Consider the following 26,994-nt stretch of genomic DNA (forward strand, 5'->3'; position numbering starts at 1 on the left):
GTCGACGGGGCATTGCAGCGGGCCGTGGCGCTGAAGCTGCCGCACACCGCGTCATTGCACCAGCCCGGCCTGGCCCAACGCTTCGAGCGCGAACGCGACATCCTCGCGGCGCTCGAACACCCGCACATCGCGCGGCTGTACGACGCCGGCGCCACCGAGGCGGGCCAGCCCTATCTCGCACTCGAGTACGTCGAGGGCCAGCCGATCACCACCTACTGCGACGAGAAGCAGCTGCCGCTGCGCGCGCGCATCGACCTGTTCCTCCAGGTGCTCGAAGCCGTGCAGTATGCGCACGCGCGGCTGGTGGTGCACCGCGACCTGAAGCCCTCGAACATCTTCGTCACCGACGGGCAGCCCCGAGGTGACGGCTCCCCCTTGGGGGGACAGGACCGCAGGTCCGCAGGGGGTTCGGGTTCCACCGACGGGCAGCCCCGAGGTGACAGCTCCCCCTCGGGGGGGCCGGGCCGCAGGCCTGAAGGGGGCTCCGTCCGGCACGACGGCCAGGTGCGGCTGCTCGACTTCGGCATCGCGACCTTGCTCGACGACGGCGACACCCCGCGCACCCACGCCGCCACCGAGTGGGGCCATGCGCCGATGACGCCGGACTACGCGTCGCCCGAGCAGATCGCGCACCAGCCGATCGGCACCGCGTCGGACGTCTACTCGCTCGGCGTCGTGTTCTACGAGCTGGTCACCGGCCAACGCCCCTACCGCTTGCCACGCGAGACCCGCGGCGCGCTGGAAGACGCGATCCTCGGCGTCGATCCGACCAAGCCCAGCCGCATGCCGACCACCGAGACCGCGGCGGCGCAACGCGCGCTGCGGCCGGCCGGCCTGCGGCGCCAGTTGCGCGGCGACCTCGACAACATCGCGTTGATGGCGCTGCGCAAGAACCCGGCCGAACGCTACCCCTCGGCCGAGGCCTTCAAGCAGGACCTGAAGCGCTGGCTGCGCAACAAGCCGGTCCACGCCCACCCGGGCACCTGGTGGTACCGCACCCGCAAGTTCGTGCAGCGCCACACGCTGCCGGTGGTTGCCACTGCACTGGCCGGCGCCGGCATGCTGGCCGGGCTGGCCGTCGCGCTGGATCAGGCCGCCATTGCACGCCGCGAAAGCCAGCGCACGAAGGCCGTGCAGGACTTTTTGGTCGGCCTGTTCAATGAAGCCGACCCCGCCCGTGCCCAGGGCCGCGAACTGACCGTGCGCGACCTGATGGCCCGCGGCGAGCGTGAACTGCAGGCCAAGCTGGTGGCGGAACCCGATCTGAACGTCGCGCTGAGCGGCGTGCTGATCGACATCTACAGCAAGCTGGGTGACAACAAGCCGGCACTGCCACTGGCCGAGGCGCGTCGCGACCTGATGCTGCAAAGCCATGGCGAAGGCAGCCTCGAGCATGCGCGAGCACTGGTCACGCTGGCCTATGTGCACAAGTCGCTCGGTCACCACGACACCTCGTTGACCCTGCTGAGGCAGGTCCGGCCGATGCTGCTGTCCCATGTCCCGGCCGACGGCGCCGACGTGTTGCAGGTGGACCTGGGAGTGGCCGACAACCTGCTCGACCTGAACCGGTACGACGAAGGCCGAAAGCTGCTGCAGAGCCTGTTGCCGGCGGTCGTCAGGCACCACGGCGCCGACAGCTACGAAGTGGCGCTCGCTCGCGTGCGCCTGGCCACCTCGCTGGCCAGCGAAGGGCGCAAGGACGAAGCCACCAAGGCGCTGCAGGCCCTGGCGCCATTGCTGGAAAAAGACTGGCGCTCCGAGGGCATGGGCTCGGCGGCGCTGCGGGCCGACGTCGGCTTCACGCAGTGGCAGATGCGGCTGTTCCCCGAGGCCATCCGGACGCTGGAGAAGGCGGTGGCCGAGCTCGACCGCCTGGCCGGCCGCTACAACTCGCAATCGATCCAGGCCAGCCGCACGCTGGGCATGGCCTACATGGACAGCGGCCACTACGCCCGCGCCGACCAGATCTTCGCCAGCAATGTCGAGCGCTCCAAGAAGGTCTACGGGCCTGAGGACAGCGAGACCGCGCTGAACCTGTCGTTCCAGGTGATGACGCTGAACCGGACCGGCGACGCCGCCAATGCCGAGGAACTGGGGAAGGAGTCGGTCCGGCTGGCGCAGGCGCAAGGCTCGTCGCTGTCCGCATCGGAAGTGCGGGGGTTCATTCGTCGCTACGCGTCGGCCCTGGTCGTGAACGGCAAGGCCGCAGAAGCGCTGCGCTGGTTCGACCAACTGGCCGCGCAAGAAGAAGCCGCGGGGCAGAAGGACATTCGCCATGCATCGACGCTGATGCTGCGCGCCGGCGCGCTGAACGCGCTGGGCCGCGGCCCCGAGGCGGCAGCGGCCGGCGAGCAGGCGATCGAAGCCTGGCGCAGAGCGGGTGCGGCGCTCGGCTCGACGGGCCAGATCGGGATCGCGCGGGCGCAGCTCAACGCCGCGCTCGGCTGGCTCACCGCCGGCCAGCCGGCCCGCGCCGAGCCGCTCATCACCAGCGCCGAGCAGTTGCTGCGCGACAACCACCAGGGTCCGCACCCCGAGCAGCAGTTGGCCGCTCTGACCCGGGCGCAGTGGCTGCGCACCACCGGCCGCACGGCCGAGGCCGACGCGATGGAGCGCGAGGCCCGTGCGCGCTACCGCCAGCTCGCCGGCGCCGACGCGCCGCACCCGCTGCTCGTCGTGTTCTGACCCGAGCGCGTGTCGCCCAAGCGACGCTGTCGATCACCGTTGCATTCCCGGGTTGCCTGGGCAGGGCCGACCCCACAGAATGCCCGCCCCATGCAACACCCCATCTCACACCGCTTCTTCGCGCTACCGGCTGCCCTGCTCGTGATGCTGGCCCTCCCCCACCATGCCGTGGCCAACGACGGACGCAACCGCTACGACACCGGCGTGCCCGCCGAACTCGTCCACCTGCATGCCCCGGTGTCGGCGCAGGCCGGCTTTCGGGTGCTTGCCAGCGACATGCCCGGCGGCGCCGACGGTGACCCGGCCTTTCGCTGGACAACGCGCCCCGCCCTGGCGCTGGTGCGGCTGGCCAGCCGGCGCACGGTGGAGGCGCTCGGCGCCGGCCCGTACCCGCTCGCGATCTTCGACCTGGCCTCCGAGAACGCCGACACACCGATCGGCTTCGGCCCCGAGGGCCCGCGGGGCCGGCACCCCGGCGGCTCGCACGATGGGGGCCACAACCTCGACCTCGGTTACTACCTGAGCAGCGAACAAGGTCGCATCGAAACGCCGGACCCGGCCGCCTGCACCGACCACTTCCGCCAGGGCGCGCCCGCCGGGGCCGCGCCGGTCGAAGACAACATCTGCCACGGCCCCGCCGACAGGCTGGACACCGATCGCCAGACGCTGTTCATGCTCGAACTCGTACGCTGGCACAGCGAGCACTTCGCAGGCGAGCTGCTGGAGGCGATCGGCATCGATGCACAGGTGCGGCTCAAGGTGCTGGCGCGCGCCGGCGATTGGGCACGCAGCAGGCGTTTCGGCGTGACCACGGCGCGCGTGGCGGAGATGGAGCGCCTGTTCGCCTCCAGCCCATACGAAGGCTGGTCCCACTCGCATCATCACCACATCCACGTGCGCCTGCTGCCAATGCACGCCGGTGGCCGGCATGCCGCCCGCATCGCCGCGCTGGTCGCACAAGACCGGGCACTGGAAGCCCGCCTGCTGACACAGCCCGGCGCTGAAAGCGGGGCCGCGGCCGATGGCTGCGCCTTGGTGACCGAGCTGTCGTCGCAGGCGCTGACGCGCTCGCTGGATCTGCAGATCGTTGGCACCGAGCCTCGTTGCGCGCTGGCGGGTGCCGGCAAGCCGCAGCCGGCAGGCGCCGGCTTGAAGCGCCTGCGTTTTCGCATCGACGGCGGTGAATGGTCGGCGCCAGAAGACCCGCTGTCTCCCATGCACCATGTCGTCGATGCGCCAGCGGGCACGGCTTTCTCGACGCTCGTGGCCGAAGCCGAGCTGACCTTCGCCGATGGCCACCTGCGCCTCCTCAAGCGCACGGTCGCGATGCCGGCGCAACCGGGCTGGCTGCGCGTGCGGATCGACGCGTCGCATTTCGTCGGGCGGGCGCGCACCGAGGGCAATGAGCTGCTGTTGGCGCTCGACTTCCCGCCGGTGGACGCCACCTTGATCGACCACATCGCGTTCCTGGTCCATCGCCGCGGTGTCGCCGCGCCCGAGCGCGTCGTGGTCGATGTGCGCACCGCCGCAGCCAAGGTTCAGGAGGCCGGCTCGGTGGAAGCTGTCGAGGCCGAGGTCGGGCTGTCCAGGCGGATGCGGCTGCGCGTGCCGGTCGTGGTTCGGTGAGCGGGCCGGGCGGATTCTCGGACGCCCCCCCAATGGAGGGACCTAACCATAGGGGGTTCGACGTGTCCGGTTGCCCCGCGGGGTCACGAATTGTTAGGTAGGGCCGCACGAAACAACACATCGGCTCCCGACCTCAACCCCCGCAGTTCAACCACGACATCTGGAGAGAACCCCATGAAGACCCGCTTCACTCAGCCCCGCCCGACCTTGTTGATGGCCGCCTTGGCCGCCGCTGCAGCCGGCCTGCTGACGCAAGGCACCGCACGCGCCGAGGACGTCGCCGAAGAAATGGCGATCGACGACCAGGCGATGATCCAGCCCGAAGCGCTGGACATCAACGCGCTGACCGACGACCACTCGGTCAACGCCCCGACCGGCTGGTGGACGTACACCGGCGTGACCGCCGACCAGATCGGCACCTACCTCAACCAGAACGGCGCTCGCCTGACGGAAATCGAGGTCTACTCGGTCACCAACGGCGTGCCGCGCTTCTCGGTCCGCATGGTCAAGAACGCCGGCGCCTACGCGGTGCCGGGCTGGTGGTGGTACTACGGCCTGACCGCCGCGCAAGTGACCTCGTACGTCAACGCCAACAACGGTCGCCTGATCGAAGTCGAGCCGTATGACATCGGCGGTGGGGTGATCCGCTTCGCCGTGGTGATGGTGTCCAACACCGCGGGTGCGGCGCGTGCCTGGAGCTACCTGATGGGTGTCAGCTCTGCGCAGATCAGCTCGCACATCAACAGCTCCGGCCACCGGATGATCGACATCGACAGCTATACCGAAGGTGGCGTCAAGAAGTACACCGCCGCGTTCGTGGCCAACACCGGCGCCGACGCGAAGAGCTGGCAATGGTGGATCAACCAGACCCCGGCCTCGATCGCCAGCAAGGTCGCTTCGTTCAAGGGCCGCATCGTCAAGCTCGAGCGCCAGTCGAATGGCACGTACAACTTCATCCAGGTCAACAACACCGGCAGCGACGCCTCGGCTTGGTGGTACCAGTACGGCTTCGCCTCGATGGCCGACCTGAACAACTACGGTCTGCAGGTGGCATCGCGTCCGATCGACATCACGACCTACATCTCGAACGGTGTGCGCCGCTACGACGCGGTCTTCATCGACAACGCCAACGCGTCGACCCGCCGCATGCGTGACGTGCTGGGCAAGACTTTCCTGGACAGCAACGGCAACCCGACCAAGGGCATCTTCGAGTCCTACCTGAAACAGGTCAACGGCGCCGTCAAGGTCGACCTGAACAGCAGCCGCCGCGCCGAAACGGCCAGCTCGCTGAAGTCGCTGCACCTGCTGCACTCGATGAGGCAGGTCCAGCTGGGCCTGGACACGCTGCCCTCGGCCTTCACGTACTACGAGTACGACATGAACGCCGGCAAGGACGCCTGCCCGGATCCGTCGAAGGAAACGGTTGCCAATCGCCGCACCAACTACAACTTCGAGACCGGCCTGGACGAGATGATGCGCATCTCCGACAACCGCACGACCCGCGGCACCGTGCTGCGCTACGGCGGTACCTTCACGCCGTTCAACACGACGGCGACGAACTCGGGCCTGACCGGCACGACGATGCGCCACAACATCGGCTGCGCCTACTGGAACTTCACGACCAGCAAGTACGACCCGACGAACCGCCGCAACGACACGACGGCCGCTGACCTGGCCCGCATCTATGAAGGCGTGTGGAACTCGACGCTGCTGACCAACACCAACTCTGCGCGCAGCGAGTTCCTCGAATCGGCCAACCCGAGCACCGGCGCCAGCTCTGCGCTGCAGGCGATCATCAACGACGAGGCCTCCAAGCTCGGCAAGTTGTCGATCGCGGCCCAGTTCGGCTCGCTGATCAAGAGCTGGGGCAAGGGCGGCAGCTACGGCACCTGCCTGCCGGACAGCAACGGCGCATGCGGCCAGAAGGTCATCATTCGCTCGGGCACCGGCCTGATCCAGCTGCCGATCAAGGTCAGTGGCCGGACGTCGTACCGTGACTATGCGTTCGGCCGTCTGATCTCCGACACGCCGGTGCCGTGCTGGGAAGACTACAACACTCCGGGCACCAACTGCCAGGCCGACGTGGACTACACCAACGCCTACAGCAACGCCGCCAACGAGCTGTATCGCGACGAGATCCGCGAAGCGTTGAAGACCTGGTAATTCGCTTCCGGCCGATTAGTTTCTTGCTCCTCCCCAAAAAGGATTGCGCCCGGCCCTGCCGGGCGCTTTTTTGTTTCAGCCACCGCTGCGCCAGGTGGCAATCGCCTCGCCGCGCGAAGTCCTGACGACTTCATCGAGCTTCTCGACGGGCGGATCCTTGAAGAACTTGAGGCAGTTGCTGCCCCAGCAGCGCACCTTGCCGCCCTTGTAGATCTGCGTGGCCCAGTCCTTCACTGTTCCGTCGGCATCGACGAGGAAGTAGACGACCCGATAGCGCTGCCGCTCTTCGGCATACGAGCCTGATGGGCCGAATGGCTCGTCTTCGAGGGTGACGACGTGCTTGACGATCCGGTGGCCCGACGCCAGGGTTTCGGTGGCGGCCGGCGGATCTTTCAGGTCCGGACGTTGCTTGATCACCTGGACGTACGGCTTGTCGATGCTGTCCTTCAGTTGCGACCGGTTGGTGCGCTCGCTGTAATCGTCCGGGATGACTGCACAACCGCTCAGCGCCACGCAGAGCGCAGCAATGGCGAAGGCAAGGGTCTTGCGCATGGGTGGTCCTGGTATTTGGAAAGTTGACGAATTCTGGCAATTACCCACCATTTGTCGCGTTAGTCTCTTTCAAGATTTGTCAACCGCGGGCGACCAGGCCCGGCGCTGGTGCGGCTTGCGGCATTTCTTGTGCACCGTACAATGAATCACTGAACGGCGATCAACGGTCGATCCGTGCCGTTCGGCCCTCATGGCAAGGGAAAGGAGCCCGCATGGACCTGACCGACCGCCTCGCGGCGCTGCGCAGCGCCTACATCGCCCGCCACCCGGCCAGTGCCGCCCAGTACGAGGCCGCCTGCGCCCACCTGCCCGGTGGCAACACCCGCTCGGTGCTGTTCTACGATCCCTTCCCGCTGGCCATCGTCAAAGGCCAGGGTGCCCGTCTGTGGGACGCCGACGGCCACGAGTACACCGATCTGCTGGGCGAGTTCACCGCCGGGATCTACGGCCACTCGAATCCGGTGATCCGCGCCGCGATCGACGCCGCGCTGGATCAGGGCATCAACCTGTCCGGTCACAACCTGCTTGAAAGCCGGTTGGCGGCGCTGGTCAATGAACGCATCCCGTCGATGCAGCGCCTGCGCTTCACCAACTCCGGCACCGAGGCGAATCTGATGGCGCTGGCTTCGGCCATCGCCTTCACCGGCCGGCGCAGGGTGCTGGTCTTCAAAGGCGGCTACCACGGTGGCGTGCTGAGCTTCGTCAACGGCGTCGGCTCGCCGATCAACGTGCCGCACGAGTTCATCGTCAGCCGCTACAACGACCTGGCCCAGGCCCGGTCGCTGATCGCCGACAACGCTGCCCACCTGGCCGCGATCCTGGTCGAGCCGATGCAGGGCGCCAGCGGCTGCATCCCGGGTGATGCAGACTTCCTGCGCGGCCTGCGCGAGGCGGCCCATGCCGTCGGCGCGATGCTGATCTTCGACGAGGTGATGACCTCGCGCCTGTCGCCCGGCGGTCGCCAGCAACTGCTGGGCATCACACCGGATCTGACGACGGTGGGCAAATACATCGGCGGCGGCATGTCCTTCGGCGCATTCGGGGGCCGGGCGGACGTGATGGCCTTGTTCGACCCACGCCGCCCCGGCCACCTGCCGCATGCCGGCACCTTCAACAACAACGTGCTGTCGATGTCGGCCGGCATCGCGGGCCTGAGCCAGCTCTACACCGCCGAAGCGGCCGTCGCGCTGAACCAACGCGGCGCCGCGCTGCGCGAACGCCTGAACGCGCTGTGCCGCCAGCGCGGTGCCGAGCTGCAGTTCACCGGCCTGGGTTCGCTGATGAACGTGCACGCGACGGCCAGGCCCATCCGCAGCATCGAAGACCTGCCGACCGACGGCCAGCCGCTGCGCGACGCCTTCTTCTTCCACCTGCTGGAGCACGGCTTCTACACCGCGCGACGCGGCTTCATCAGCCTGTCGCTGCCGCTGACCGACGATGACCTGGACCGCTTCGCGCAGGTGGTCGAGCGCTTCGCCGTGGCCTAGGACATGGTCGACGTTGTTGCAGCTGCCAAGCGGCCGGCGAAGAAGCCTGTTGTCGCCGCCAAAGAGCCGGCCGCACCGACGCTGAGTGCCGGGCGCATCGTCGAGGCGGCGCTGGTGCAGATCGGCGAGCGGGGGCTGGAGCGCTTCAGCCTGCGCGATGTCGCGCGCGCGCTGGGCGTCTACCCCACCGCGGTCTACTGGTACTTCCGCAGCCGCAACGAGCTGCTCGCAGCCGTCTGCGCCCACGCCCAGCGCGACATCGTGCCACCGCCCCGTCAAGGCGATTGGCAAGCGTGGCTGCGCGAGTTGTTCCGCCGCTATCGCCAGGCGATGCGCCGCCAGCCCCACCTGGCCCAGTTGGTCGGTGCGCAGATGCTGTCTAACGCCAGCCTGGATCTGACGCTGGTCGACAGCATCCTGCACATGCTGCAGCAAGCGGGCTGTCCCGAAGAACACATCGTCGACCTCTACAACGCCGTGGTAGCGGCGCTGTGCGGCTTCGCCACGCTGGAGCTGGCGCCGTTGCCGGCCGAAGACCCGGAAGGCTGGGCCGCCGATCTGCAGCAGCGGGTGCGACAGATCCCGGCAATCGAGCACCCGGTGCTGGCCCGTCACTTGGCACGGATGGCCGACCGGTCGTTCATCCTGCGCTGGACGCCCGGCCAGCAGCGGCCGCTGGACAGCGGCTTCGACGCCTATGTCGAGGTCTTCGTTGCCGGGCTGGCGGCGAGGATCACCGCGGCGCGTGCCGCCTGACGCGCGAGTGACGCGCACCCCTGCTCCCGGCGCGTGATCACTTGTGGCCGCCTGGCCGCAAGCCTATGATCAACCACAGGCCGCCCGATGCCGGGCCGGTCGGTTCGAGGGATACGAGGGCGAACAGACTCCTGCCCCCCAGCGCGCCCGGCTGATCGACCGGAGTGTCATGATGTTCAAGCACATCTTGCTGCCCACCGACGGTTCCCGGTTGTCCGAGATCGCCATCTTCAACGGCATTGAACTGGCGCGCCAGCATGGCGCGCGCGTCACCGGCCTGTACGCCATGCCGGAATTCCACCTGCTCAGCTACCGCGCCGCTGCGATCGAGGAGACGCGCGACCACTTCGCCCAGGACGCCCAGGCCCACTCCCAGCGCTACCTGGACTTCGTGCGCCGCACGGCCGACGAGGCCCGCGTCGAGTGCGCCACCGTCTCGGAGTTGAGCGACCACCCGCACGAAGCGATCTGCAAGGCCGCCCGCCGGCTGGGCTGCGACCTGATCCTGATGGCCTCGCATGGCAAGCGCGGCTTGATCAGCGCCCTGCTCGGCAGCGAAACCCAGCGCGTGCTGGCCCACAGCGAGGTCCCGGTGCTGGTCTGGCGGGCGCCGCCGCCGACCCCGTAATCGCCGTTGTTGTCGCGGCGCAGCACGATCCGGGTTACCGGGTGGTGAAGGTCTGTTTGTGCGGTGCACAATCAGTCCCTCGTCATCCGGAGCCTGCCCATGCGTCGTGTCGTGTTCAACCAAAAAGGTGGTGTCGGCAAGTCGACGATCACCTGCAATCTGGCAGCCATTGGCGCGGCCGCCGGCCAGCGCACGCTGGTGGTCGATCTCGACCCGCAGGGCAACTCGACGCGCTACCTGCTCGGTGCCGCCACCGATGCGCTGGAAGGCGGCGCGGCCGACTTCTTCGACCAAACGCTGAGATTCAGCGTGCGCGCGAAGGCCACCGACGACTACATCGTCGAGACGCCGTTCGATAACCTGCACCTGCTGCCCTCGCAGCCCGCGCTGGAAGAGTTGCACTCCAAGCTCGAGTCGCGCTACAAGATCTACAAGCTGCGCGATGCGCTGGCCGCCCTTGATGGCGAGTACGACGCCATCTGGATCGACACCCCACCAGCCCTGAACTTCTACACCCGCTCGGCGCTGATCGCCGCCGAGGGCTGCCTGATCCCGTTCGACTGCGACGATTTCTCGCGCCGCGCGCTGTATTCGCTGATGGAAAACGTGCAGGAGATCCAGGCCGATCACAACCCAGCGCTGAAGGTCGAAGGCATCGTCGTCAACCAGTTCCAGCCGCGCGCCAACCTGCCGCAGCGCACCGTACAGGAGCTGGTCGACGAGGGGCTGCCGGTGCTGCAGCCTTACCTGGGCGCGAGCGTCAAGGTGAAGGAGTCGCACGAGCGTGCGCTGCCGATGATCCACCTCGACGCGCGCCACAAGCTGACGCAGGAGTTCGTTGCCCTGCATGCCGCATTGAACGCTGCGCCGAAGAAGCGGGCGGCGCGCGGCGGCTGAAGCCGTCTTCCGATTTTCAGCGCACGGCGCGCAGGCCGGCCCAGCCCCAGCCCGCCAGGGCCAGCACCAGCAGCGTGACCGCGCCGCCGGTCGCTTGCGGCAACCCCCAGCCCATCAGCCCGGCAGCGCCGGCGATGACACCCAGCACGCCCGACAGGCCCATCAACCGGCCCCAGCCCCGTGGCCGGCCACCAGGCACCCAGGCCAACGCCAACCCGCTCAGGCCACCGGCGAAGGTGCCCAAGTGGAACAAGGCATCGAACAGGGTCCGCGCGCCGGCATAGGCCGCGGCCGCCTCCGGCCCGCCCATCGCCAGCGGCGGCAGTACCTGGCCAACCATGGTGTCGACGATCAGGAACACCAGACCGACGATCGCCAACGCGTACCAGCCCGCCGTCAGTTGCGGCGACTGATCGCGCCGCTGCGCCAGCATCAGCCCGGCCACCGCCAGCACCACATCACCCGGCATGCCGGCCCAGCTGGCCAGCAGCATCCAGCCGATCGCCGATGGCGTGGCCGCGCGCGCGGCGGCAACGCTGTCGGCACCGGCAGGCATCGCGGCCACTGGGCCGGCCAGCGCATAGGCCAGGCAGGTCACCAGCACCATCAGGGCCCCGATCAGCAGCAACAAGTGGGCGAACCACTCGGCCGTCGTGGCCGGCGTATCGGCCCCATGGCGCGCCACATGGGCGGGGTTCAAAGTCAATCGGCCTGTGTCCATGTGTCGGCTTTCCGTGTAATGAATGGTTGCGGTGCGAGAAGACACCATCAAAGTTAACGTCGATAACATAAGGCGAAATGTTATGGTTGTCAACATGAGCAGTCGACCACGTGCCGCCGCCACCGGGCGCCCGGCGCAATCCCCTGCCCGGCCTACCGCCACGGGCCGAAAGACAGCCTCGACGCCGGCGGCGTCGCAGGTGAAGGCCCCGCCGAAGACGGCCTACCACCACGGTGACCTGGCGCGCGCGCTGGTGCGCTCGGCCACCGCGTTGATCCAGCGGGGGGGCCCTGGAGCACTGACGCTGCGCGAAGCCGCGCGTCAAGCCGGTGTCAGCGTTGCGGCGCCCTACCGTCACTTCGCCGATCGTGAGGCCTTGCTGGCCGCCGTGCTGGCAGAAGGCTTCGACGGCCTGGCCGACCACACCGACCGTGCGCGAAGGCGGGCGCCGGATGCGCTGGCCGCCCTGCGCGCCGTGGGCCTGGGCTATGTCGAGTTCGCGGTTGCGAACCCGTCGGTCTACCGCCTGATGTTCGGGCCCGAATGCGACAAGCAGACGCACCCCGACCTGATGGTCGCCGGCCAGCGGGCGTATGGCGTGCTGGTGCAGGCGGTGCGCGATGCGCAGGCCGCGGGCCTCGTCCAGCCCGGCCCGGCCGAGGTGGTGGCACTGGCCGGGTGGTCGATCTGCCATGGCCTCGCCTCGCTGCACGCCGACGGCCTGCTCGAAGGCCGCCTGCCGTTGACGATCGACCAGGCCGCCCAGCGCTTGGTGGATATGCTGCTGGCTGGCGCGGCGGCGCCGGCCCCGCCCAAGCGCCGCCGCTGACACCGACCCTTCTGGGAGAACCCATGCGCATCGAGATCGCCCCCGGCGTGCGCCTGTTTGTCGACGTCGACGGCTTCGGCCTGGTGCCCGACGGCCCGGCCATGCGCGAAAAGCCCACGCTCGTGTTGCTGCATGGCGGCCCCGGCTTCGACCACACTGGCTTCAAGCCGGCGTTTTCGCAGCTGACCGACATCGTGCAGATCGTCACCTACGACCACCGCGGCCACGGCCGCAGCGACCCGCGCCCCATCGGCGAATGGACGCTCGACACCTGGGCCGACGACGTGGTGCGGCTGTGCGACGCGCTGGGCATCGACAAGCCCATCGTGCTGGGCCAGTCGTTCGGTGGCTTCGTCGCACAGCGCTACCTGGCGCGCCACCCGGGCCACCCGGCCAAGGTGATCCTGTCGTCGACCTCGCCGGCTTTCAACCTCGAGCGCAAGTTGCCGGTGTTCGAGCGCCTGGGCGGTGCCGCCGCGCGGCAACTGGCCGAAACGTTCTGGCGTACGCCGACCGAGGCCAACACCGAGCAGTACCTGCGCGAGCTGCACCCGCTGTACAACACCCGGCCACTCGCCAGCGCCGACGGCCGGCTGCGCGCGCGCTACCGGCTCGAGATCCTGCGCCACTTCATCGTCCATGAAATGCAGGGCATGGACCTGCGCCCGGGCCTGGCTGCCGCGCAGTGCCCAGTGCTGGTGATGGCCGGCGCGCACGACCCGGTCTGCCCGCCGGCCGACAGTGCCGACATCGCCGCCGCACTGCCCGCCGGGCTGGCCGAGCTGCAGGTCTACCCCGACAGCGGCCACGGCGCCTGGCGCGACGAACCCGAGGCGGCATTCGCGGCGCTGCGCCGCTTCATCCTCGCGTGACGGTCGCAGCCCGCCGCGTCGCGATCGTCGGCCTGGGCACCGCCGGCCAGGCGGCCGCGATCGCACTGAGCCGCCAGGCGCCTGACGCCGAGATCACGATCTTCGAGCAGGCCCGCGATCCCGGCCCGGCCGGCGCCGGCTTCCTGCTGCAACCGACGGGGCAAGCGGTGCTCGCACGCTGGGGCCTGTTGGCACAGGCGCAGGCGCTGGGCGCACGCGTCGAATGCCTGCGCGGCCACAACCAGCGCGGCCGCCTGGTCATGGACATGCGCTATGACCACAGCGCGCCCCACCTGCAGGGTCTGGGCATGCAGCGCGGCGCTTTGTTCGAGTTGCTGCAGCGCCACCAGCCAGCACGGCTGACGCTGCGCCCCGGCAGCACCATCGTCCGGCTCGACAGCCAAACCGGCGAGTTGCACGGACAAGACGGCCAGCGCTGGGGCCCGTTCGACCTGGTCGTCGTGGCCGATGGCTCACGCTCGGCGCTGCGCGAGCAGCAGTTCGGCCCGGCTTGCGCCCGGCCCTACCGCTGGGGCGCGTGGTGGTGCCTGGTGCCGTCCGAAGGCTGGTCAAGCCCGGCCGAGCTGAACCAGCGCTACCGGCTGGCGCGCCAGATGGCCGGGCTGCTGCCCGTGGGCCGGCACCGCGCCGACCAACCCGACAAGCTGTGCCTGTACTGGAGCATGCCGGCCGACCAGTTGCCCCCGCCCGGTGCCAACTCACACACCGTCGCGCAGGTGTTGGCGCCGCTGTGGCCCGAAGCGGCGGCCCAGCTGCGCGCGCATCCGCCCAGCCCGCTGGCCCACGCCACCTACCGCGCCGTGAACCTGCCGCGCTGGCACCACGGCCGGGCAGTCTGGATCGGCGACGCCGCCCACGGCATGAGCCCGCAACTGGGCCAGGGCGTCAACATGGCCCTGCTGGATGCGATGCTGCTGGCCGACAGCCTGGGCCCGGGCCTGGCCCTGAACCGCCTGCCCCAGTTCGAGGCCACCCGGCGGCGCCATGTGCGCTGGTACCGCTGGGCCAGCCATGGCCTGACGCCGCTGTTCCAATCGAACGCCGACTGGCTGGCGCGGCTGCGCGACCTGGTCTTCGCGTCGGCCAGTCGCACGCCCGGCGTGCAGGGCCTGTCGCGACGCCTGCTCAGCGGCACGCTCGGCTTGCCGGCCAACACCTCGGGCCCTTCCGCAAGGCAACAAATTGATTCAGCTTGAGGGTTGGCATCTTCAATGCTTGTCATGGCATTGGCGATACTCTTGCCGCCTTGCTCGTCACCTCCCTTTGATTTCGCCATGCAAAATAAGCCTTACCTCGAACACGCCGACGTGCGGAAGATCCTCGAGGCCGCCCGCGCCGAAGCCTGGACGCACCACTGGACCGTTTCGATCTCCGTCGTGGACGACGGTGGTCACTTGCTGGGTTTCTACCGCCTCGACGGCGCACCAGCGCTGAGTTCGGAGATGGCCACTGCCAAGGCCCGTACCGCTGCCCTGGGCAGGCGCGAGTCGCGCCACTATGAAGAGATGATCAACCAGGGCCGCACCGCCTTCCTCAGCGCCCCCAACCTGAGCGGCATGCTGGAGGGCGCGGTCCCCATCATCCTGCACAACCACGTGCTGGGCGCCGTTGGCGTCAGCGGCGTGAAATCGAACGAAGACGCCCAGGTCGCACGGGCCGGCGTGGCAGCAGTCGCCCCGGTCTGACCCCTGCCGCCGGTCGAGGGCATCGGCGATGCCCTTCGTCGAGCCGGGCGGTCAGTTCGGGGCCGCCGTGATGGCCGGTTGCGAACGCCGCAGCCAACTCACCGCCTCGACTGCCGGCACCGGCCGACTGAAGTAATACCCCTGGAATTCGTCACAGCCGGCATCGCGCGCGGCATCGGCCTGTTCGGCGGTCTCCACACCCTCGGCCACCACCTTCAGGCGCAGTGCACGGGCCAGCTGGCACACCGCACGCACCACCGCCTGCGCATCGGCAGCCGGCATCGGGTCGATCAGCAGGCGGTCGATCTTGACTACCTGCAACGGCAGGCTGCGCAGGATGTTCAGCGACGAGACGCCAGCCCCGAAGTCGTCCAGCGCCACCTGCAACCCCAACGCACCGAACTCGGCAATGCGCTCGCGGGCCTGGGCCAGGTGGGTCGCCGCGGCGGTCTCGGTGATCTCGATCGTCAGGAACTGCGGCGGCACCCGGTGCAGCGCCATGCTGCGGGCCACCAGGCCGGCGAAGCCCGGGTCGAGCAACTGCAGCGGCGACACGTTCACCGCCACCGGAACCACCGGCTCGCCGGCAGCCAGCCAGGCCGCGACCTGGGCGCAAGCCTTGTCGAGGATCAGCGCCCCCAAGGCGCCGATCAGCCCGGTGCGTTCAGCCGCCGGAATGAACTCGGCCGGGCTGACCAGGCCGACACCGGCCCGCTGCCAGCGCACCAGTGCCTCGAAGCCGGTCAGGCGACCATCGTCAGCCGAGATCTTCGGCTGGTAGACCAACAGGAATTCTTCGTTGTGCAGGCCGGCGCGCAAGGCCTGCTCGGCCTTCAGCGACGCACCCGAGCCGCGCACGAAACCGGCATCGGCCAGGCGCACCGACAACCCCGGCACCCGCTTGGCCTCGTGCATCGCGGCCTGCGCCGAGCGCAGCAACGCCTCGGGTTCACGGCCCGATTCGGGGTGCAACGCCAGGCCGATCGACACGTCGACATAGAAGCGGTGGCCGGGCAGCTCCAGCGGCTGCAGCAGGCGCTCGCGCACCTGGCCCGCCAGCGCCATCGAGGCCCGCTCGGCACTGCCGTCGCCGGCCGCCATTGGCAGCAGCAGCGCGAATTCGTCTTCACCCAGGCGCATCGCCTCGGCCGGCGACGGCGCCGCTTCGCGCAATGCGCGGGCCAGTGCGCGCAGCACGTCGTCGCCGACCGATGGGCCGTGCGCTTCGTTGAACAGCTTGAACCGGTCGACGTCCATCAGCAGCAGGCCGAAGGGCTGGCCCTGCTCGCACAGGTGGCCCAGCCGGCTCAGCAGCGCACTGCGGTTGGGCAGGCCGGTCAGGCCGTCTTCGGTAGCCTGGCGCAGCAGCGCAGCCGCGGCGGCATGGTGCTCGGTATCGTCGATCACCACCACCTGCTCGGCCGGACGGCCGTCCCATTCGATGCGCCAGGAGGCAAACCGCAGGTACATGCGGTGGCCGTCGTGACGCAGCCGCGGGCCTTCCCACTGGATCTGGTCGACCTGGCCGGTGACGATCGCCCGGTGGCGCGACAGTGAACGCTCGCGGTCCTCGTCGGTGACATGCCGGCTGCGCCACGGCAGCGGGAAAGGTTTGTTGCCAGGGTAGTTGTAGATCACCCGGGCCGCATTGTTGGCATAGGGCACCCGGTCGTCCTGGATCACGATGACGCCAAAGTGCGATTTCTCGGTCATCCGCAGATACTGGTCGCGCAGGCGCTGGGCCGCCTCGCCGCTGCGCCGCAGCGCCGCGTACAGCAAGCCGAAGCCCAGCCCGACACGCAGCACGGTGCCCAGGCTGGCCTGCAACGCCAGGCCGGACTCGCCGAGCGCGACAAACCAGAACTGGTTCAGCCCCAGCGCGACCAGCATCACGCCGCTCAGCCGCTCGGCCCGGTCGTGCGGCCACAGCCAGCGCGCGGCCACCAGGCCGACGCCCAGGTTCAACACCCCGGACACCGCCTGGCCGGCGCGCGGCTCGAACGGCAGCGAGACCAGGTAGATCACCACCAGCACGGCCGCAAAGGCCGACAGGCTACGGCGTGACAGGTTGCGCCCGGCCAGGCCCGCCGCGCCGGTGGACAACAGCATCAGGCCGGCCACCACCGAGGCCACCAGCACGATCGCCGCCGGCCAGGAAGCCGCGCCTTGTGCAGCCTGCCACCACAGGAACGCCGGCGGCACCAGAGCCTGCACCAGCGTGGCCAGGCCGAGCGAGCGCAGAAACGCCTGCTCCCGATGCCGCCGCCAGGCCAGCACCAGGGCCAGACCGACGATCAAGTTGACGAGCGAATTGATGAGAAAGGGGTAACCCATGTCCAACGATGGCCGCCCGACAGACCGGTACGGCTCGTGCACTATCGGCCTGGCGACCGCGAAATCAAGCGCCGGCGCCACGATGCCGGGTTTTCACGGCCGGATTGCGCCATCCGGACGCCCGCGCCGTTGGATCGTGGCGACAAGGCGCCAGGAAGTTGCGCCACGGTGCGTCCGGGGGTGTGGTCTTCAGCTCAGGCTGTACAGCGCCTGGCGCATCGCCGCCGGTTCGTTGACGGTACGCAGTTGCTGGTAGGCCACCTCCGCCTCGGGGAAGCGCCGGCGCAGGAAGTTCAGCCACTGCTTCAGCCGGCCAGGCCGGTGGCGCGGCGTGATGTGGCGCTCGACGCCGGCCCAGAACAGCTGCAACAGCGCCAGCAGGCGTGGCCAGTCCAGTGCCGTGTTCGGGCCTGCCAGCGGCGCCAGTGCCGGCTCGCCCAAGGCTGCCCGCACGGCCAGCGCCAGCCCCGGATCGGCCACGATGCCGCGGCCCAGCATCAGGTTGGTGCAGCCGCTCGCCTCGCGGCAGCGCAGCGCGTCGTCGACCGTCCAGATTTCGCCGTTGGCCACCAGCGGCACGTCGACCACTTCGCGCAACTGCGCGATGCGCTCCCAGTAGGCCGGCGGGCGGTAGCCGTCGCGCTTGGAGCGCGCGTGCACGACGATCTCGCCCGCGCCGCCCTCGGCCAACGCGAGCGCGCAGTCTTCAGCACGGCTGTGGTCTTCGGTGCCCAGGCGCATCTTGGCCGACACGGGCAGGTGCGCGGGCACTGCGCGCCGCACCTGCGCCATGATGCGGTTCAGCAATGCCGGGTCGTCCAGCAACGCGGCGCCGCCGCCGTGGCGGTTGACCACCTTGGCCGGGCAGCCGAAGTTCAGATCAACGCCGGTCGGCCCCAACGAGGCCATGCGCGCTGCGTTGTCAGCCAGGCAGGCCGGGTCCGAGCCGAGCAACTGGCCGCGCACCGGCACGCCGGCTGGCGTGTTGCCGCCGTTGGCCAGCTCGGGCATGACCCGGAAGAACACTCGCTCGGGCAGCAGCGTGTCGGTGACGCGGATGAATTCGCTGACACAGCGGTCGATGCCGCCGACGCGCGTCAGCATGTCCCGCAGGTGATGGTCGAGCAGCCCCTCCATCGGGGCCAGAAGCAGTTGCATGGGCGAACGATAACAAGCCGGGTGCCGACACACCGGGCAAAAGGGACGACGGCACCCTCAAGGGCGCCGGCAATGCGTCTTATCGCTCGCGCCGCTCCGGCTCGGTGGTGTGCAGGTAGCGGGTGAAGGTGTCCTTCGGCGGCTGCACGTCAGCCTGGCGCATCACATTGCCAACCGCACCGCGGTGGTAGCCGCCGTGGGTGATCACGTGGGCCAGCATCTCTTCGCGCGTCATGCAGCCCTGCAGGCCGTCGGTGAAGGTGAAGCCGACCGGCTCGCTCAAGCGTTCGGCCGTCAGCGCGCCGACATGGTCGATGTACCAGCGGTCGGTCTCGGTGACCGCGGCCTGCAGCTCGTCCAGCGTCGGGGTCTCGGTCGTGTTGGTGCCGGTGTAGCCATGCGGCTTGCCCGACAGGTGGCCGACGAAGATCCTGTCGACGACGTGGATGTGGTTCAGCAGCCGGATGGCCTGGTGGCGCTGGGCCTCGTTCGCCTCGGGGTCGACCTTTCGAAGCTCGACGAACAGCTCGGCGTTGGCCCAGGCCTTGTACTGGAACAGGGAAAGCAGCAGCGTGGGAGTGCTCATGGCGATGGGTGTGAAAGAAGGCCCGCACATTGTGCAGTGCGCGGCCCTTCCGTCCGGTCAGGCGGCGTTCGCCTCTTCCAGCTCGTGCAGCCCGAACTGAGCCCGCAGCGAATCGCGCAACCCCGCCAAGGCCTCGAAGCTCTGGTCCGACAGGTTGCTGACCTGCCGCCGCATCGGCTCGCTCGTCGCCAACGTGAGCGCGTTGAAGAAGGTGCGTTGCGACAGCTCGCCCGGGTGCACCGAGCAGGACTCGAGCCCCGACTCGCTGTACAGCAGCTGCTGCTTGCGGCCGACACCGATGTTCACGCACGGCCGCTTTGTCGCCAGGCCATAGATGTTGCCGTGCAGCTTCATCGACACGACCAGCGACGCACGCCGCACCACGCCGATGGCCTGGATCGGCGACAGGTTGGCGCTGACATGCTCGACCCGATCGGCACGCTTCATCCGTGCCACCACGTCGTGGTGCATGCGCGCGTCCTGGTGGTTGGTGTAGACCGACAGCGGCAGGAACAACACGCGGTAGTCTTCCGACAGCTCGTCCAGGATCCGCGCCAGCTCCCACTTGAAGTACTCGAGGTAGGCGTTGTGGCTCGGCTCGGTCAATTCGTAGCGCGAATTGAAATGGTCCGCCAGACACACGACGGCAAAGGGCGAGCGCTCGAGCCGGCGCAGCTGCTTGTCGACCTCGACCGGCAAGGGCTCGACTGAGTCTCGCAGGCTGAAGACGATGTCGGGGATGTAGTCGCAGTCGAACCCGCCCGCGCGGGCCAGCTCGACATCGACACGGTTGCGGAACCAGCTGAAACGCAGGTGTGAGCCCTTCTCTCGCATCGCTTTGAGGCTGGCCTCCTCGTACTTCAGCCCGACGCCGAGCATGTGGAAGTCCGCCCCCTCGGGGATCCAGTCGAGGAAGAACGGCGCGACCACATCACCGCCGCCGAGGATGACCGGCCGGCCACCGATGGCCTCGGCGGTCAGGCGCCCGTTGGCAAACTCGATGTTCTCGGCGCCGAACAGCCACTCGTGCGCGAACTTGAACGCCTCGTCGCCGGAGTTGCCGCGCTCGAAATAGCCTAGGCAGATGATTTTCATTCAGGCCTCGAACCACCGGCAGCCCGCTGCCAGCTCTTGGGTGACGGTCTGCTGCAGCGCCTCGAGCGAGTCGGGCGTTGCAGGTTTGCCCTTGGGACAGGGGTGGATCAGTTGGTCGAGAGCACCGCGGTCGAACGACCACTCCGGCAGGAAATGGCCGCTGGCGTGAGCCTGGTGCGAGCTGTCGACGCCCAGCACCGCCGAACGCCGGCCATGCCCCCATACCGCGGTGCCCAGTTCGTAGTGGTCGGTCAGGACCGCGTCGCTGCCCATGGCCAGCGCCATCTGCTCGTCGGCGGTGGCCCCGGTCAGGAAGTTCACCAGCTCGGGCTTGCGGCTGCGCAGGATGATGTCGTAGTGCTCCCAGGCTTCGTTGTCTGCCGCGTCCTGGATCAGGTAGCTCACCTCGTGCTTCGGGATCGCCTCGGTGATCAGGCGCGCAAGTTCCCACTTGACGAATTCGAGGTAGGCCTGCCCATGCGCGGTGCGCTGCGGCGGCGCGAGGATCGGCCGCGTGAAGATCAGGCTGAGCCTGAATCTCTTGGCCCGTTGCGGCGCGTTCTGCAAACGCTCGGGGATGGCAAAGCTCTGCCGGCCGAAAGCCCAGCAGGAGGCAGTGGGAAGGCGGATGCCGCCGCGCGTGGGGCCCTCGGTGCCGTGCGGGCCTTTGGTCGATCTCGTCGGCGTGAAGGGGCTGACCGTCGGTGCGGGCCGGTACAGCGACGCGCCGAAAAGTGTCGGCCCGGTGCCCTCGCCTTCGGCAGGTTCCGACAGCAGCACAACCTCTTCTTCGTCAGCCGCCCGCTCGTTGATCTGTTCGGCATCGAAGGCCAGCAGCCCCAGCCGCTTCGCGCCGCGCAACCAGAGGCGCCGGCTCAGCGTCTGCGCTTCCTTGGGCAAGATGGTCTGCAGGGTTCCCATGGTGGTTCCTTGGTTCAAGTCCTCAGGTCGCGCAACAGGTTGCGAAAGGCCGCCCCTTCGGCGCTGGCCTCTTCGAACAGCCTGTCGCTGATCGATCGAATCTTGGCGAGCGTCTTCGGGTCTTCGGCCGCGCGCACCGAGCGCACGAGCGAGCCGAATGAAAACTGGTACGGCGCGATCGACAGCTCGGGCAGCCCGTTGTCCAGGCACAGGTGCTGCGTCTTGCGCGACAGCCCGATGTTGACGAATGCCGTCTCCGCGAGGACCGCGAAGACGTTCCCGTGGAACTTCATCGACAGCACCAGCTCGGCGTTGCGCACCAGCTCGATGACCTCGGGGATCGGGTCTTCACCGGGCATCACGATGGCGCGCCGCTTTTCCTTCATGTGGCTCGCCACTTCTTCGGCGAACAGGCGATCGTTGTCGTTGACGTTGGTCGACAGCGGGTAAAAGACGACGTCGTAGTAGTCGGCCAGAAAGTCGCAGACCAGCGCCAGCTCGCGCTTGAAGAATTCGTAGTACAGGTAGTTGCGCAGGTCCCCGGTGCGTGAGGCGGCTTGGGCCGCATTGGCCGACGGGAACACCACCAGCCGCTTGCGGTTGACCGGGCCGGCCGGGTCTGCCGGCTTCTGGTCGATCGCCCAGCGCTTGAGCTGGAACACGATGTCCGGCGTGAAGCGGGCGTTGATGCCCATTTCGCGCAGGCGCTCGGCGTCTTTCGCGTTGCGGACCCATGCTGCCTTGATGCGATGCGCATGCCGCTCCATCACCGCGAACTCGGCCTCGCCGCCGATGCCACAGCCGTAGATCACGAACGGCGCCTCGTCGGGGATGCGCTTGATGTAGAACTCGTTGATGACGTCGCCGCCACCCAGCACCCACTGACGCTCGACCCTGGGATCGGGTGCGACACGGTCGTCCACCCACTCGATCGGCTGATCGGGAAAGATCAGCCGGTGGACATCCTTGAACGCCTCGTCGCCACCGTTCTGGCGTCCGTACCATCCGACAAAAGTAATCAAGATTCAGTCTCCCTTGGTGATGAAATGCGCCTGGCGCATGTATTGCTCGCAGGAACGTTCGACGGTGCAGTGCTTGGCCATGTGGCTGATGGCGGTGAGCGACATCGACCGGGCGTAGCCGACGTCGGCCAGGATCTTCCGGATGGCGGCCGCCAGTTGCACCGGCTCTCCTTTCTCCAGCGGCACCTTGTGCACCACGTCGTCGGGAAATTCCGAGAAGGGGCCGAAGTCGTAGACGATCGCCGGCAGGCCCAGCGCCAACGCGCGCGCCAAGGTGCCCGAGCTTTCACCGACGGTCGGGTAGCGCAGGTTGACGAGCAAGTCGGCAGCGCGGATGTAGCGGAAGAAGTCGGTCTCCGAGACGTAGCCGGTGACGATGACTTCATCGGCCAGGTCGTTGCGCGCGATGTGGTCGTCGATGTCGAAGCTGGGGTTGCGCTCGCCGGCGATCACGAACCTGAACTTCTTGCCCTCGCGCTTGAGCATCGCCAGCGCCGACAGTGTCGAATGGATCCGCTTGGGTGGCGTGACGAAGCCAAGCGACAGGATCAGCGGCACATCGTGCGGCAGCCCGAGGACCGACCTCGCCTCGGGTGCACCGAGCGTGCGGAACTGGTCGGCCAGCGGCGAGTAGTGGTGCGGCACGTTCACGGTGCGGTGGCGAACGGCCGCGGGCAGCCGGTCGTACACCCACTGGTTGTGCACGATGACGCCCTGCGCGATCGCGACCAGGTGGCGATTGACCGGCAGCGTGTGCTTCTGGCTTTCCGAGAAGACGCCGATGCCGCGCAGGTCGGCCAGCATGGCGCCGGAGTCGCCGTACTCCTCGCACATCACGGCCTTGTAGCCGGCCACGTCGCCCCGGGCCAGGGTCGCATCCTCGACCAGGTAGTGCAGGTTGAAGTCGTGCTGCACCAGCACCTCGGGCCGCTGCCTGAAGGCGTCGTAGACGAAGACGTGGTCCTTGTTGTTGCCGACCTGGAAGAAGTGCGGCCATGCCTGCTGCTGCGGCGTCGGCTGGTATTCCGGCCAGGGGATCACCTCCAGGTCGGGGCAGAGACGCAACAGGTCCTCGACCTCGTCGGCGTCGGGCTTTTCCTGGCAGACGAGCGTCACGCCGACCATCCGCGTCAACGTGGGCAGCAGTTCGGCCGTATAGGCGCCGATGCCCGATTTGCACGGGGGCAACGGCGAAAACATGACGATGCGGTCCATGGTGGTCATCTCACCGCGTCGAGGTGCGCGGTGATCAAGGCGTTGGTGTAGTCGGCGATCAGCCGCTTCAGTTCGACCGTGGCGAAGTGGTGCAGCGGCTCGACGGTGGCTTTCAACTGCTCGACCTCGGCCACGAGGTGTGCGGGCGCCGCACCTTCCTGTGGCGCGTGGTTGGGGGCCAGCGTCACGGTGCCGATCCCGAGCCGCGCGGCCATGTTGCGCAGCTCGCGCCGCAGGTTGGCGATCTCCTTGCCCTGTTCGTCGACCCGCTGCTGCAAGCGGGCAACCTCGGCGTTGACACCGGCCACGGCGTCTTCGGCGCTCAACGCGTCGATGGCGTGCGCGAGGTGCGGGATGCGAAGGTTCACGCACTGCCGGATGTACTGCTGCTCGGCGTCGACCACCGGCGGCTCGCCCTCGTGCAGGTCGTCGATCAGTTCGATGCCATGGCGCCGGGCGGCCGGCGACGCGGCGATCTCTTGCAGCACGACCGGCCGCTGCTCAGGATGGGTCGACAGCACATACAGGTAGTGCTGGTAGCCGCCCTTGTCGGGCCACTGGCGCTGCAGGGCCAGGTAGGCGTTGATGATGAAGCCCGAGCTGTCACCGCTCAGGAGCTCCGACACCTTGTATGAGCGCGGCAGACTGGGAAGTATTTCGGTGCTCATGAAAAGAGATCGGCTGCGAATCGCCCCGCCCGCTCAAGCGGCGGCGTGGCTGAGTGATTGCACGAGGTCGAGGTACAGGCCCGCCGACCGGTGCACGGAGTGGTGGCTGCGCATGTGTTGCCTGGCCGACTCGCCCAGCGTCTGGCGCAGGGCCGGGTCGTGCATCAGCATGTCGAGTGCGGCGGCCAGTGCCAACGGCTCGCCCAACTCGAGCGGCACCTTGATGACGACCTCGTTCGGGATCTCGGCGAACGGCCCGAAGTTGTAGACGATGGCCGGCAGGCCCAGCGCCAGGGCGCGCGTGAGGGTGCCGGAGCTTTCCCCCACGCTGGGGTAGCGCAGGTTGACCAGGCAGTCGGCCGCCGCGATATGGCGGAAGAACTCATCTTCATCCAGATAACCCGTTATCAACACATGTTGCTCGAGGCCGTGCCGGGCCACGTGGGCGTCGATGTCGAAGCCCGGATTGCGTTGGCCTCCGACCACGAACAGGAACTCCATGCCCTGGCTCCTGAGCAGTCCGAGCGCGGCCAGCGTCGCCTGGATCTGCTTGGGCGGCGTGATGTAGCCCAGCGACAGCACGATGAAGGCGTCCAGCGGCAAGCCAAGCGACGCGCGCGCCTCGGCCTGCGACAGCCCGTCGTACTGCTGAGCCTGGGGCGAGACATGGTGCGGCACGACGATGGTCGAGCTGCGCACGGCCTCTGGCAACCGGTCGTAGACCCAGCGGTTGTGCACGATCAACCCCGTGGCCCGGCGCAACAGATGGGTGTTCAGCGGCAGCGCCAGCTTCTGCGCCTCGGAGAACAGCCCCGCCTGACGCAGATCCGCCAGCGCGGCGCCGGCATCGCCGTATTCCTCGTACAGCACCTCGCGGTAGCCCCGCCCGTCACCGACCGCCAGCGTGGCGTCTTCGACCAGGTAGTGCAGGTTGAAGTCGTGCTGCACCAGGATGCCCGGGCGCCGCTTGAAGGCACGGTAGGCGAAGACATGGTCCGCGTTGTTGCCGATCTGGTAGACGTGCGGGCACTGCGCCAGGCTGGCATCGGCCTCGTAGCCGGACACGTCCACCACCTGCCAATCACCCCGGGGCAGATTGGCAGGAGGCTTCTCGCAGACCACGGTGACCGGCCTCGCGGCGGCCAGCGCCGGGAGCAGCTCCGCCATGTAGTCGGCAATGCCGGACTTCGCCGGCGGCAACGGCGAGAAGACCACCAACGGGTCGGTCATGTACCGCTCCGGCTGGTCCGCTCCACCGCATGGATGTGCGCACGGCCCGGTTTCACGTCACGTGCCGACGAGGCCCGCGCCGCCGCCGGCTGGGGTTGCGTGGCCGAGCTGAGGGCGTTCACGTAGTCGGCCACCTGGCGCTTGAGCTCCACGGTGGCGTAGGCGCGCAGCCGCTCGACCTCCAGGCGGAGTTCGGCCACCTCGGCCTTCAGCGCACTGACGGTGCCCTCGGGTTCATCGGCTTCATGGATGGGCACGACCTTCGACGGGCCGGCGCCTTCCGGCGCAGCCATGGCATTGAGCCGGCTTTCGAGCACCGCCTGGTGGCTCAGCTGCGCCTGGACCAGGCCCTCGACGGCCTGCGCCAATTCACCGGCCGTCAACCGGCTGACGGCCAGGCGCAATTGCTCCACATCGGTCGCCGTGCGGGCCAGGCGCAGCGTCAGGCTGGTTTCTATCAACCTGTGGCTGTCGTGGTCTTCCGGCTGAAAGTCATATTCCGACGACAAGTCGTCGACGAATATGACACCGCATTGTTTGGACCCGGGTGAATTGGCGATCTCGCGCAATATGTCGGTGCGCCGCGCACCAAGTTCACCCAGCGCATGCATATAGTGCGCAAAGCCACCTTCATCCGGCCACTGGCGCTGCAACGCCAGGTAGGCGTTGATCACAAAATCGGCGTGGCTGCCATGCAGCAGCGCACTGGCCCGTATTCTGCTCGGCAGAAACGGAATGGAGAGCCCCATACTTGCCTCCCAGCAATCTTTCCTTAGATTCTATGGATCAAGTGGGCGCCGAATAATGACAAATTTTTTTATCGATATTCGTAGTCTCTTCGAGGCAGCCAGGATAAAGTATCGGCAACCATGGCCACCGCAAAATTAACCCTGATTGAAGTACGGGTGTCGTTCGCGGTAACCAATCAAGGCGGCGGGTCCGAAGCCCGTCAGGCTAGCGGCCGGCGCACATGATGCGCACGCCGTTGCGAGTTTGCAGCCCGTCCTTGCGGCGGAAGAAGTAGCGCCGGTTCAACTCGTCGCTGCCCACGTCGTCGATGTGGGTGTAGCCCAGTTCCAACAACTGCCGCTTCAGGGTCGCCGGGTCGAAGCTGGACAACCACGGCTCGCCCAGCGCGGCGATCTGCTGGGCCACCACGTCGAGCAGCACCCGCTCGACCGGGTTCAGCTGCTCGGGAGGCAGGCGGTAGTCGAAGACGATGCCACTGCCCGGCGGCAGCGTCCCGACCGCGGCCAGCGTCTTCAACACGGCGTCGGGCGTCAGGTACATCGTCACGCCGAGCCAGGCAAACAACACCGGCAGGTCGGTGCGCAACCCCGCCCCGCGCAGCGCCTGCAGCAGGTCGTCGCGTTCGAAGTCGACCGACACGAAGGCGGTGTCGCCCACATCCAGCCCTGCCGCCTGCAACGCTTCGCGCTTCCAGCGCTGGGTCGACGCGTGGTCGACCTCGAACACGCGCAGCCCCTGCGCGGCGTGGGTGTTGCGGGCCGAGAAGGTGTCCAGCCCGGCGCCGAGCAGCACGTACTGGCGCAGGCCTGCATCCACGCGGCGCGCCAGCTCGTCTTCGGCCACACGGCTGCGGGCCACCAGCCCTGCGCGCAGGGAGCGCGCCATCGGGTCGTTGCAACCGAACGGATCTTCCTTCAGCGCCGCCGCCGTCTCCGCGCCCAGCAGCGGTAGCGCCACGGGATCGTCGAGCACGATGGGATCATCGAGCAACGCATGGACGGCGCGCAACGTCGCCACGTACTGCGCGGTGCGGCTTGGTTCACCGCGGTGAATGATGTTCTGGTTTTGGGAGGCTTCGCTCATGGTTGGACTC

General features: G+C 68.2%; 24 protein-coding genes. 11 read left to right on the top strand and 13 right to left on the bottom strand.

Features of this window, described 5'->3' with window-relative positions:
- The 3 genes from VFY73_RS16190 to VFY73_RS16200 all read left to right on the top strand — a co-directional run.
- On the top strand, positions 1 to 2,685 hold a 2,685-nt coding region (locus tag VFY73_RS16190; protein WP_329720557.1), incomplete at its 5' end, for a serine/threonine-protein kinase.
- 90 nt (positions 2,686 to 2,775) lie between these two features.
- Positions 2,776 to 4,311, top strand: a complete 1,536-nt coding sequence (locus tag VFY73_RS16195) for a hypothetical protein (RefSeq protein WP_329720559.1) — start codon at positions 2,776 to 2,778, stop codon at positions 4,309 to 4,311.
- A gap of 174 nt (positions 4,312 to 4,485) precedes the next feature.
- Entirely contained in the window at positions 4,486 to 6,474 is a 1,989-nt protein-coding gene (locus VFY73_RS16200) for a serine hydrolase (RefSeq protein WP_329720561.1), read from the top strand.
- Positions 6,475 to 6,549: 75 nt separating this feature from the next.
- Here the strand turns inward: VFY73_RS16200 and VFY73_RS16205 are convergent, their stop codons facing one another.
- The gene (locus VFY73_RS16205) at positions 6,550 to 7,026 is read right to left on the bottom strand and encodes a hypothetical protein (protein WP_329720563.1); all 477 of its coding nucleotides are present in this window, start codon (positions 7,024 to 7,026) and stop codon (positions 6,550 to 6,552) included.
- A 212-nt stretch (positions 7,027 to 7,238) separates the two neighbouring features.
- Here VFY73_RS16205 and VFY73_RS16210 point away from each other — a divergent pair, with 212 nt between their 5' ends.
- The 4 genes from VFY73_RS16210 (at position 7,239) to VFY73_RS16225 (ending at position 10,794) form a co-directional block, all read left to right on the top strand.
- Positions 7,239 to 8,513: an aspartate aminotransferase family protein gene (locus tag VFY73_RS16210; RefSeq protein ID WP_329720565.1), complete on the top strand. Its 1,275-nt coding sequence runs from the start codon at positions 7,239 to 7,241 to the stop codon at positions 8,511 to 8,513.
- 3 nt (positions 8,514 to 8,516) lie between these two features.
- Entirely contained in the window at positions 8,517 to 9,269 is a 753-nt protein-coding gene (locus tag VFY73_RS16215) for a TetR/AcrR family transcriptional regulator (protein WP_329720567.1), read from the top strand.
- A gap of 172 nt (positions 9,270 to 9,441) precedes the next feature.
- Positions 9,442 to 9,897: a universal stress protein gene (locus VFY73_RS16220; protein ID WP_329720569.1), complete on the top strand. Its 456-nt coding sequence runs from the start codon at positions 9,442 to 9,444 to the stop codon at positions 9,895 to 9,897.
- Positions 9,898 to 9,996: 99 nt separating this feature from the next.
- Complete coding sequence (locus VFY73_RS16225; RefSeq protein ID WP_329720572.1) at positions 9,997 to 10,794, top strand: ParA family protein; 798 nt, start codon at positions 9,997 to 9,999, stop codon at positions 10,792 to 10,794.
- 16 nt (positions 10,795 to 10,810) lie between these two features.
- Here the strand turns inward: VFY73_RS16225 and VFY73_RS16230 are convergent, their stop codons facing one another.
- Positions 10,811 to 11,515, bottom strand: coding sequence for a hypothetical protein (locus VFY73_RS16230; protein ID WP_329720574.1), 705 nt, complete (start codon positions 11,513 to 11,515; stop codon positions 10,811 to 10,813).
- A 94-nt stretch (positions 11,516 to 11,609) separates the two neighbouring features.
- Here VFY73_RS16230 and VFY73_RS16235 point away from each other — a divergent pair, with 94 nt between their 5' ends.
- From VFY73_RS16235 to VFY73_RS16250, 4 genes are all read left to right on the top strand, one after another.
- Positions 11,610 to 12,344, top strand: coding sequence for a TetR/AcrR family transcriptional regulator (locus tag VFY73_RS16235; protein WP_329720576.1), 735 nt, complete (start codon positions 11,610 to 11,612; stop codon positions 12,342 to 12,344).
- Positions 12,345 to 12,367: 23 nt separating this feature from the next.
- On the top strand, positions 12,368 to 13,216 hold the full coding sequence (locus VFY73_RS16240) for an alpha/beta hydrolase (RefSeq protein WP_329720578.1): 849 nt from the start codon (positions 12,368 to 12,370) through the stop codon (positions 13,214 to 13,216).
- Positions 13,213 to 14,433 carry an NAD(P)/FAD-dependent oxidoreductase gene (locus VFY73_RS16245; RefSeq protein WP_329720580.1) on the top strand — a complete coding sequence of 407 codons (1,221 nt, stop codon included), beginning with the start codon at positions 13,213 to 13,215 and terminating at the stop codon, positions 14,431 to 14,433. Before VFY73_RS16240 ends, VFY73_RS16245 begins: the two co-directional genes overlap by 4 nt.
- A gap of 78 nt (positions 14,434 to 14,511) precedes the next feature.
- Positions 14,512 to 14,922 (top strand): heme-binding protein, encoded by a 411-nt coding sequence (locus tag VFY73_RS16250; protein ID WP_329720582.1) that lies wholly within the window; start codon positions 14,512 to 14,514, stop codon positions 14,920 to 14,922.
- 51 nt (positions 14,923 to 14,973) lie between these two features.
- On the opposite strand, the gene VFY73_RS16255 is transcribed toward VFY73_RS16250, so the two are convergent.
- The 11 genes from VFY73_RS16255 to VFY73_RS16305 all read right to left on the bottom strand — a co-directional run bounded on the left by VFY73_RS16255 (position 14,974) and on the right by VFY73_RS16305 (position 26,984).
- Positions 14,974 to 17,256, bottom strand: a complete 2,283-nt coding sequence (locus VFY73_RS16255) for a bifunctional diguanylate cyclase/phosphodiesterase (RefSeq protein ID WP_329720584.1) — start codon at positions 17,254 to 17,256, stop codon at positions 14,974 to 14,976.
- 189 nt (positions 17,257 to 17,445) lie between these two features.
- Positions 17,446 to 18,414, bottom strand: coding sequence for a tRNA dihydrouridine synthase (locus tag VFY73_RS16260; RefSeq protein WP_329720586.1), 969 nt, complete (start codon positions 18,412 to 18,414; stop codon positions 17,446 to 17,448).
- A gap of 79 nt (positions 18,415 to 18,493) precedes the next feature.
- Positions 18,494 to 19,000 (bottom strand): DinB family protein, encoded by a 507-nt coding sequence (locus VFY73_RS16265; RefSeq protein WP_329720588.1) that lies wholly within the window; start codon positions 18,998 to 19,000, stop codon positions 18,494 to 18,496.
- A gap of 57 nt (positions 19,001 to 19,057) precedes the next feature.
- Positions 19,058 to 20,095 carry a polysaccharide pyruvyl transferase family protein gene (locus tag VFY73_RS16270; RefSeq protein WP_329720589.1) on the bottom strand — a complete coding sequence of 346 codons (1,038 nt, stop codon included), beginning with the start codon at positions 20,093 to 20,095 and terminating at the stop codon, positions 19,058 to 19,060.
- Entirely contained in the window at positions 20,096 to 21,016 is a 921-nt protein-coding gene (locus VFY73_RS16275; RefSeq protein WP_329720591.1) for a hypothetical protein, read from the bottom strand.
- A gap of 14 nt (positions 21,017 to 21,030) precedes the next feature.
- The gene (locus VFY73_RS16280) at positions 21,031 to 22,038 is read right to left on the bottom strand and encodes a polysaccharide pyruvyl transferase family protein (protein ID WP_329720593.1); all 1,008 of its coding nucleotides are present in this window, start codon (positions 22,036 to 22,038) and stop codon (positions 21,031 to 21,033) included.
- A 3-nt stretch (positions 22,039 to 22,041) separates the two neighbouring features.
- The gene (locus VFY73_RS16285; RefSeq protein ID WP_329720595.1) at positions 22,042 to 23,253 is read right to left on the bottom strand and encodes a glycosyltransferase family 4 protein; all 1,212 of its coding nucleotides are present in this window, start codon (positions 23,251 to 23,253) and stop codon (positions 22,042 to 22,044) included.
- Positions 23,254 to 23,258: 5 nt separating this feature from the next.
- Complete coding sequence (locus VFY73_RS16290; RefSeq protein WP_329720597.1) at positions 23,259 to 23,921, bottom strand: hypothetical protein; 663 nt, start codon at positions 23,919 to 23,921, stop codon at positions 23,259 to 23,261.
- A 33-nt stretch (positions 23,922 to 23,954) separates the two neighbouring features.
- A complete protein-coding gene (locus tag VFY73_RS16295) occupies positions 23,955 to 25,151 on the bottom strand; it encodes a glycosyltransferase (RefSeq protein ID WP_329720599.1) in 1,197 nt (398 codons plus the stop codon).
- On the bottom strand, positions 25,148 to 25,900 hold the full coding sequence (locus VFY73_RS16300) for a hypothetical protein (RefSeq protein WP_329720601.1): 753 nt from the start codon (positions 25,898 to 25,900) through the stop codon (positions 25,148 to 25,150). Before VFY73_RS16300 ends, VFY73_RS16295 begins: the two co-directional genes overlap by 4 nt.
- A 205-nt stretch (positions 25,901 to 26,105) precedes the next feature.
- Complete coding sequence (locus VFY73_RS16305) at positions 26,106 to 26,984, bottom strand: SAM-dependent methyltransferase (RefSeq protein ID WP_329720603.1); 879 nt, start codon at positions 26,982 to 26,984, stop codon at positions 26,106 to 26,108.
- Between the last annotated feature and the right edge of the window lie 10 nt (positions 26,985 to 26,994).

Origin of the sequence: Ideonella sp., from assembly GCF_036277275.1 — a bacterium.
Classification (GTDB): Bacteria; Pseudomonadota; Gammaproteobacteria; order Burkholderiales; family Burkholderiaceae_C; genus Ideonella.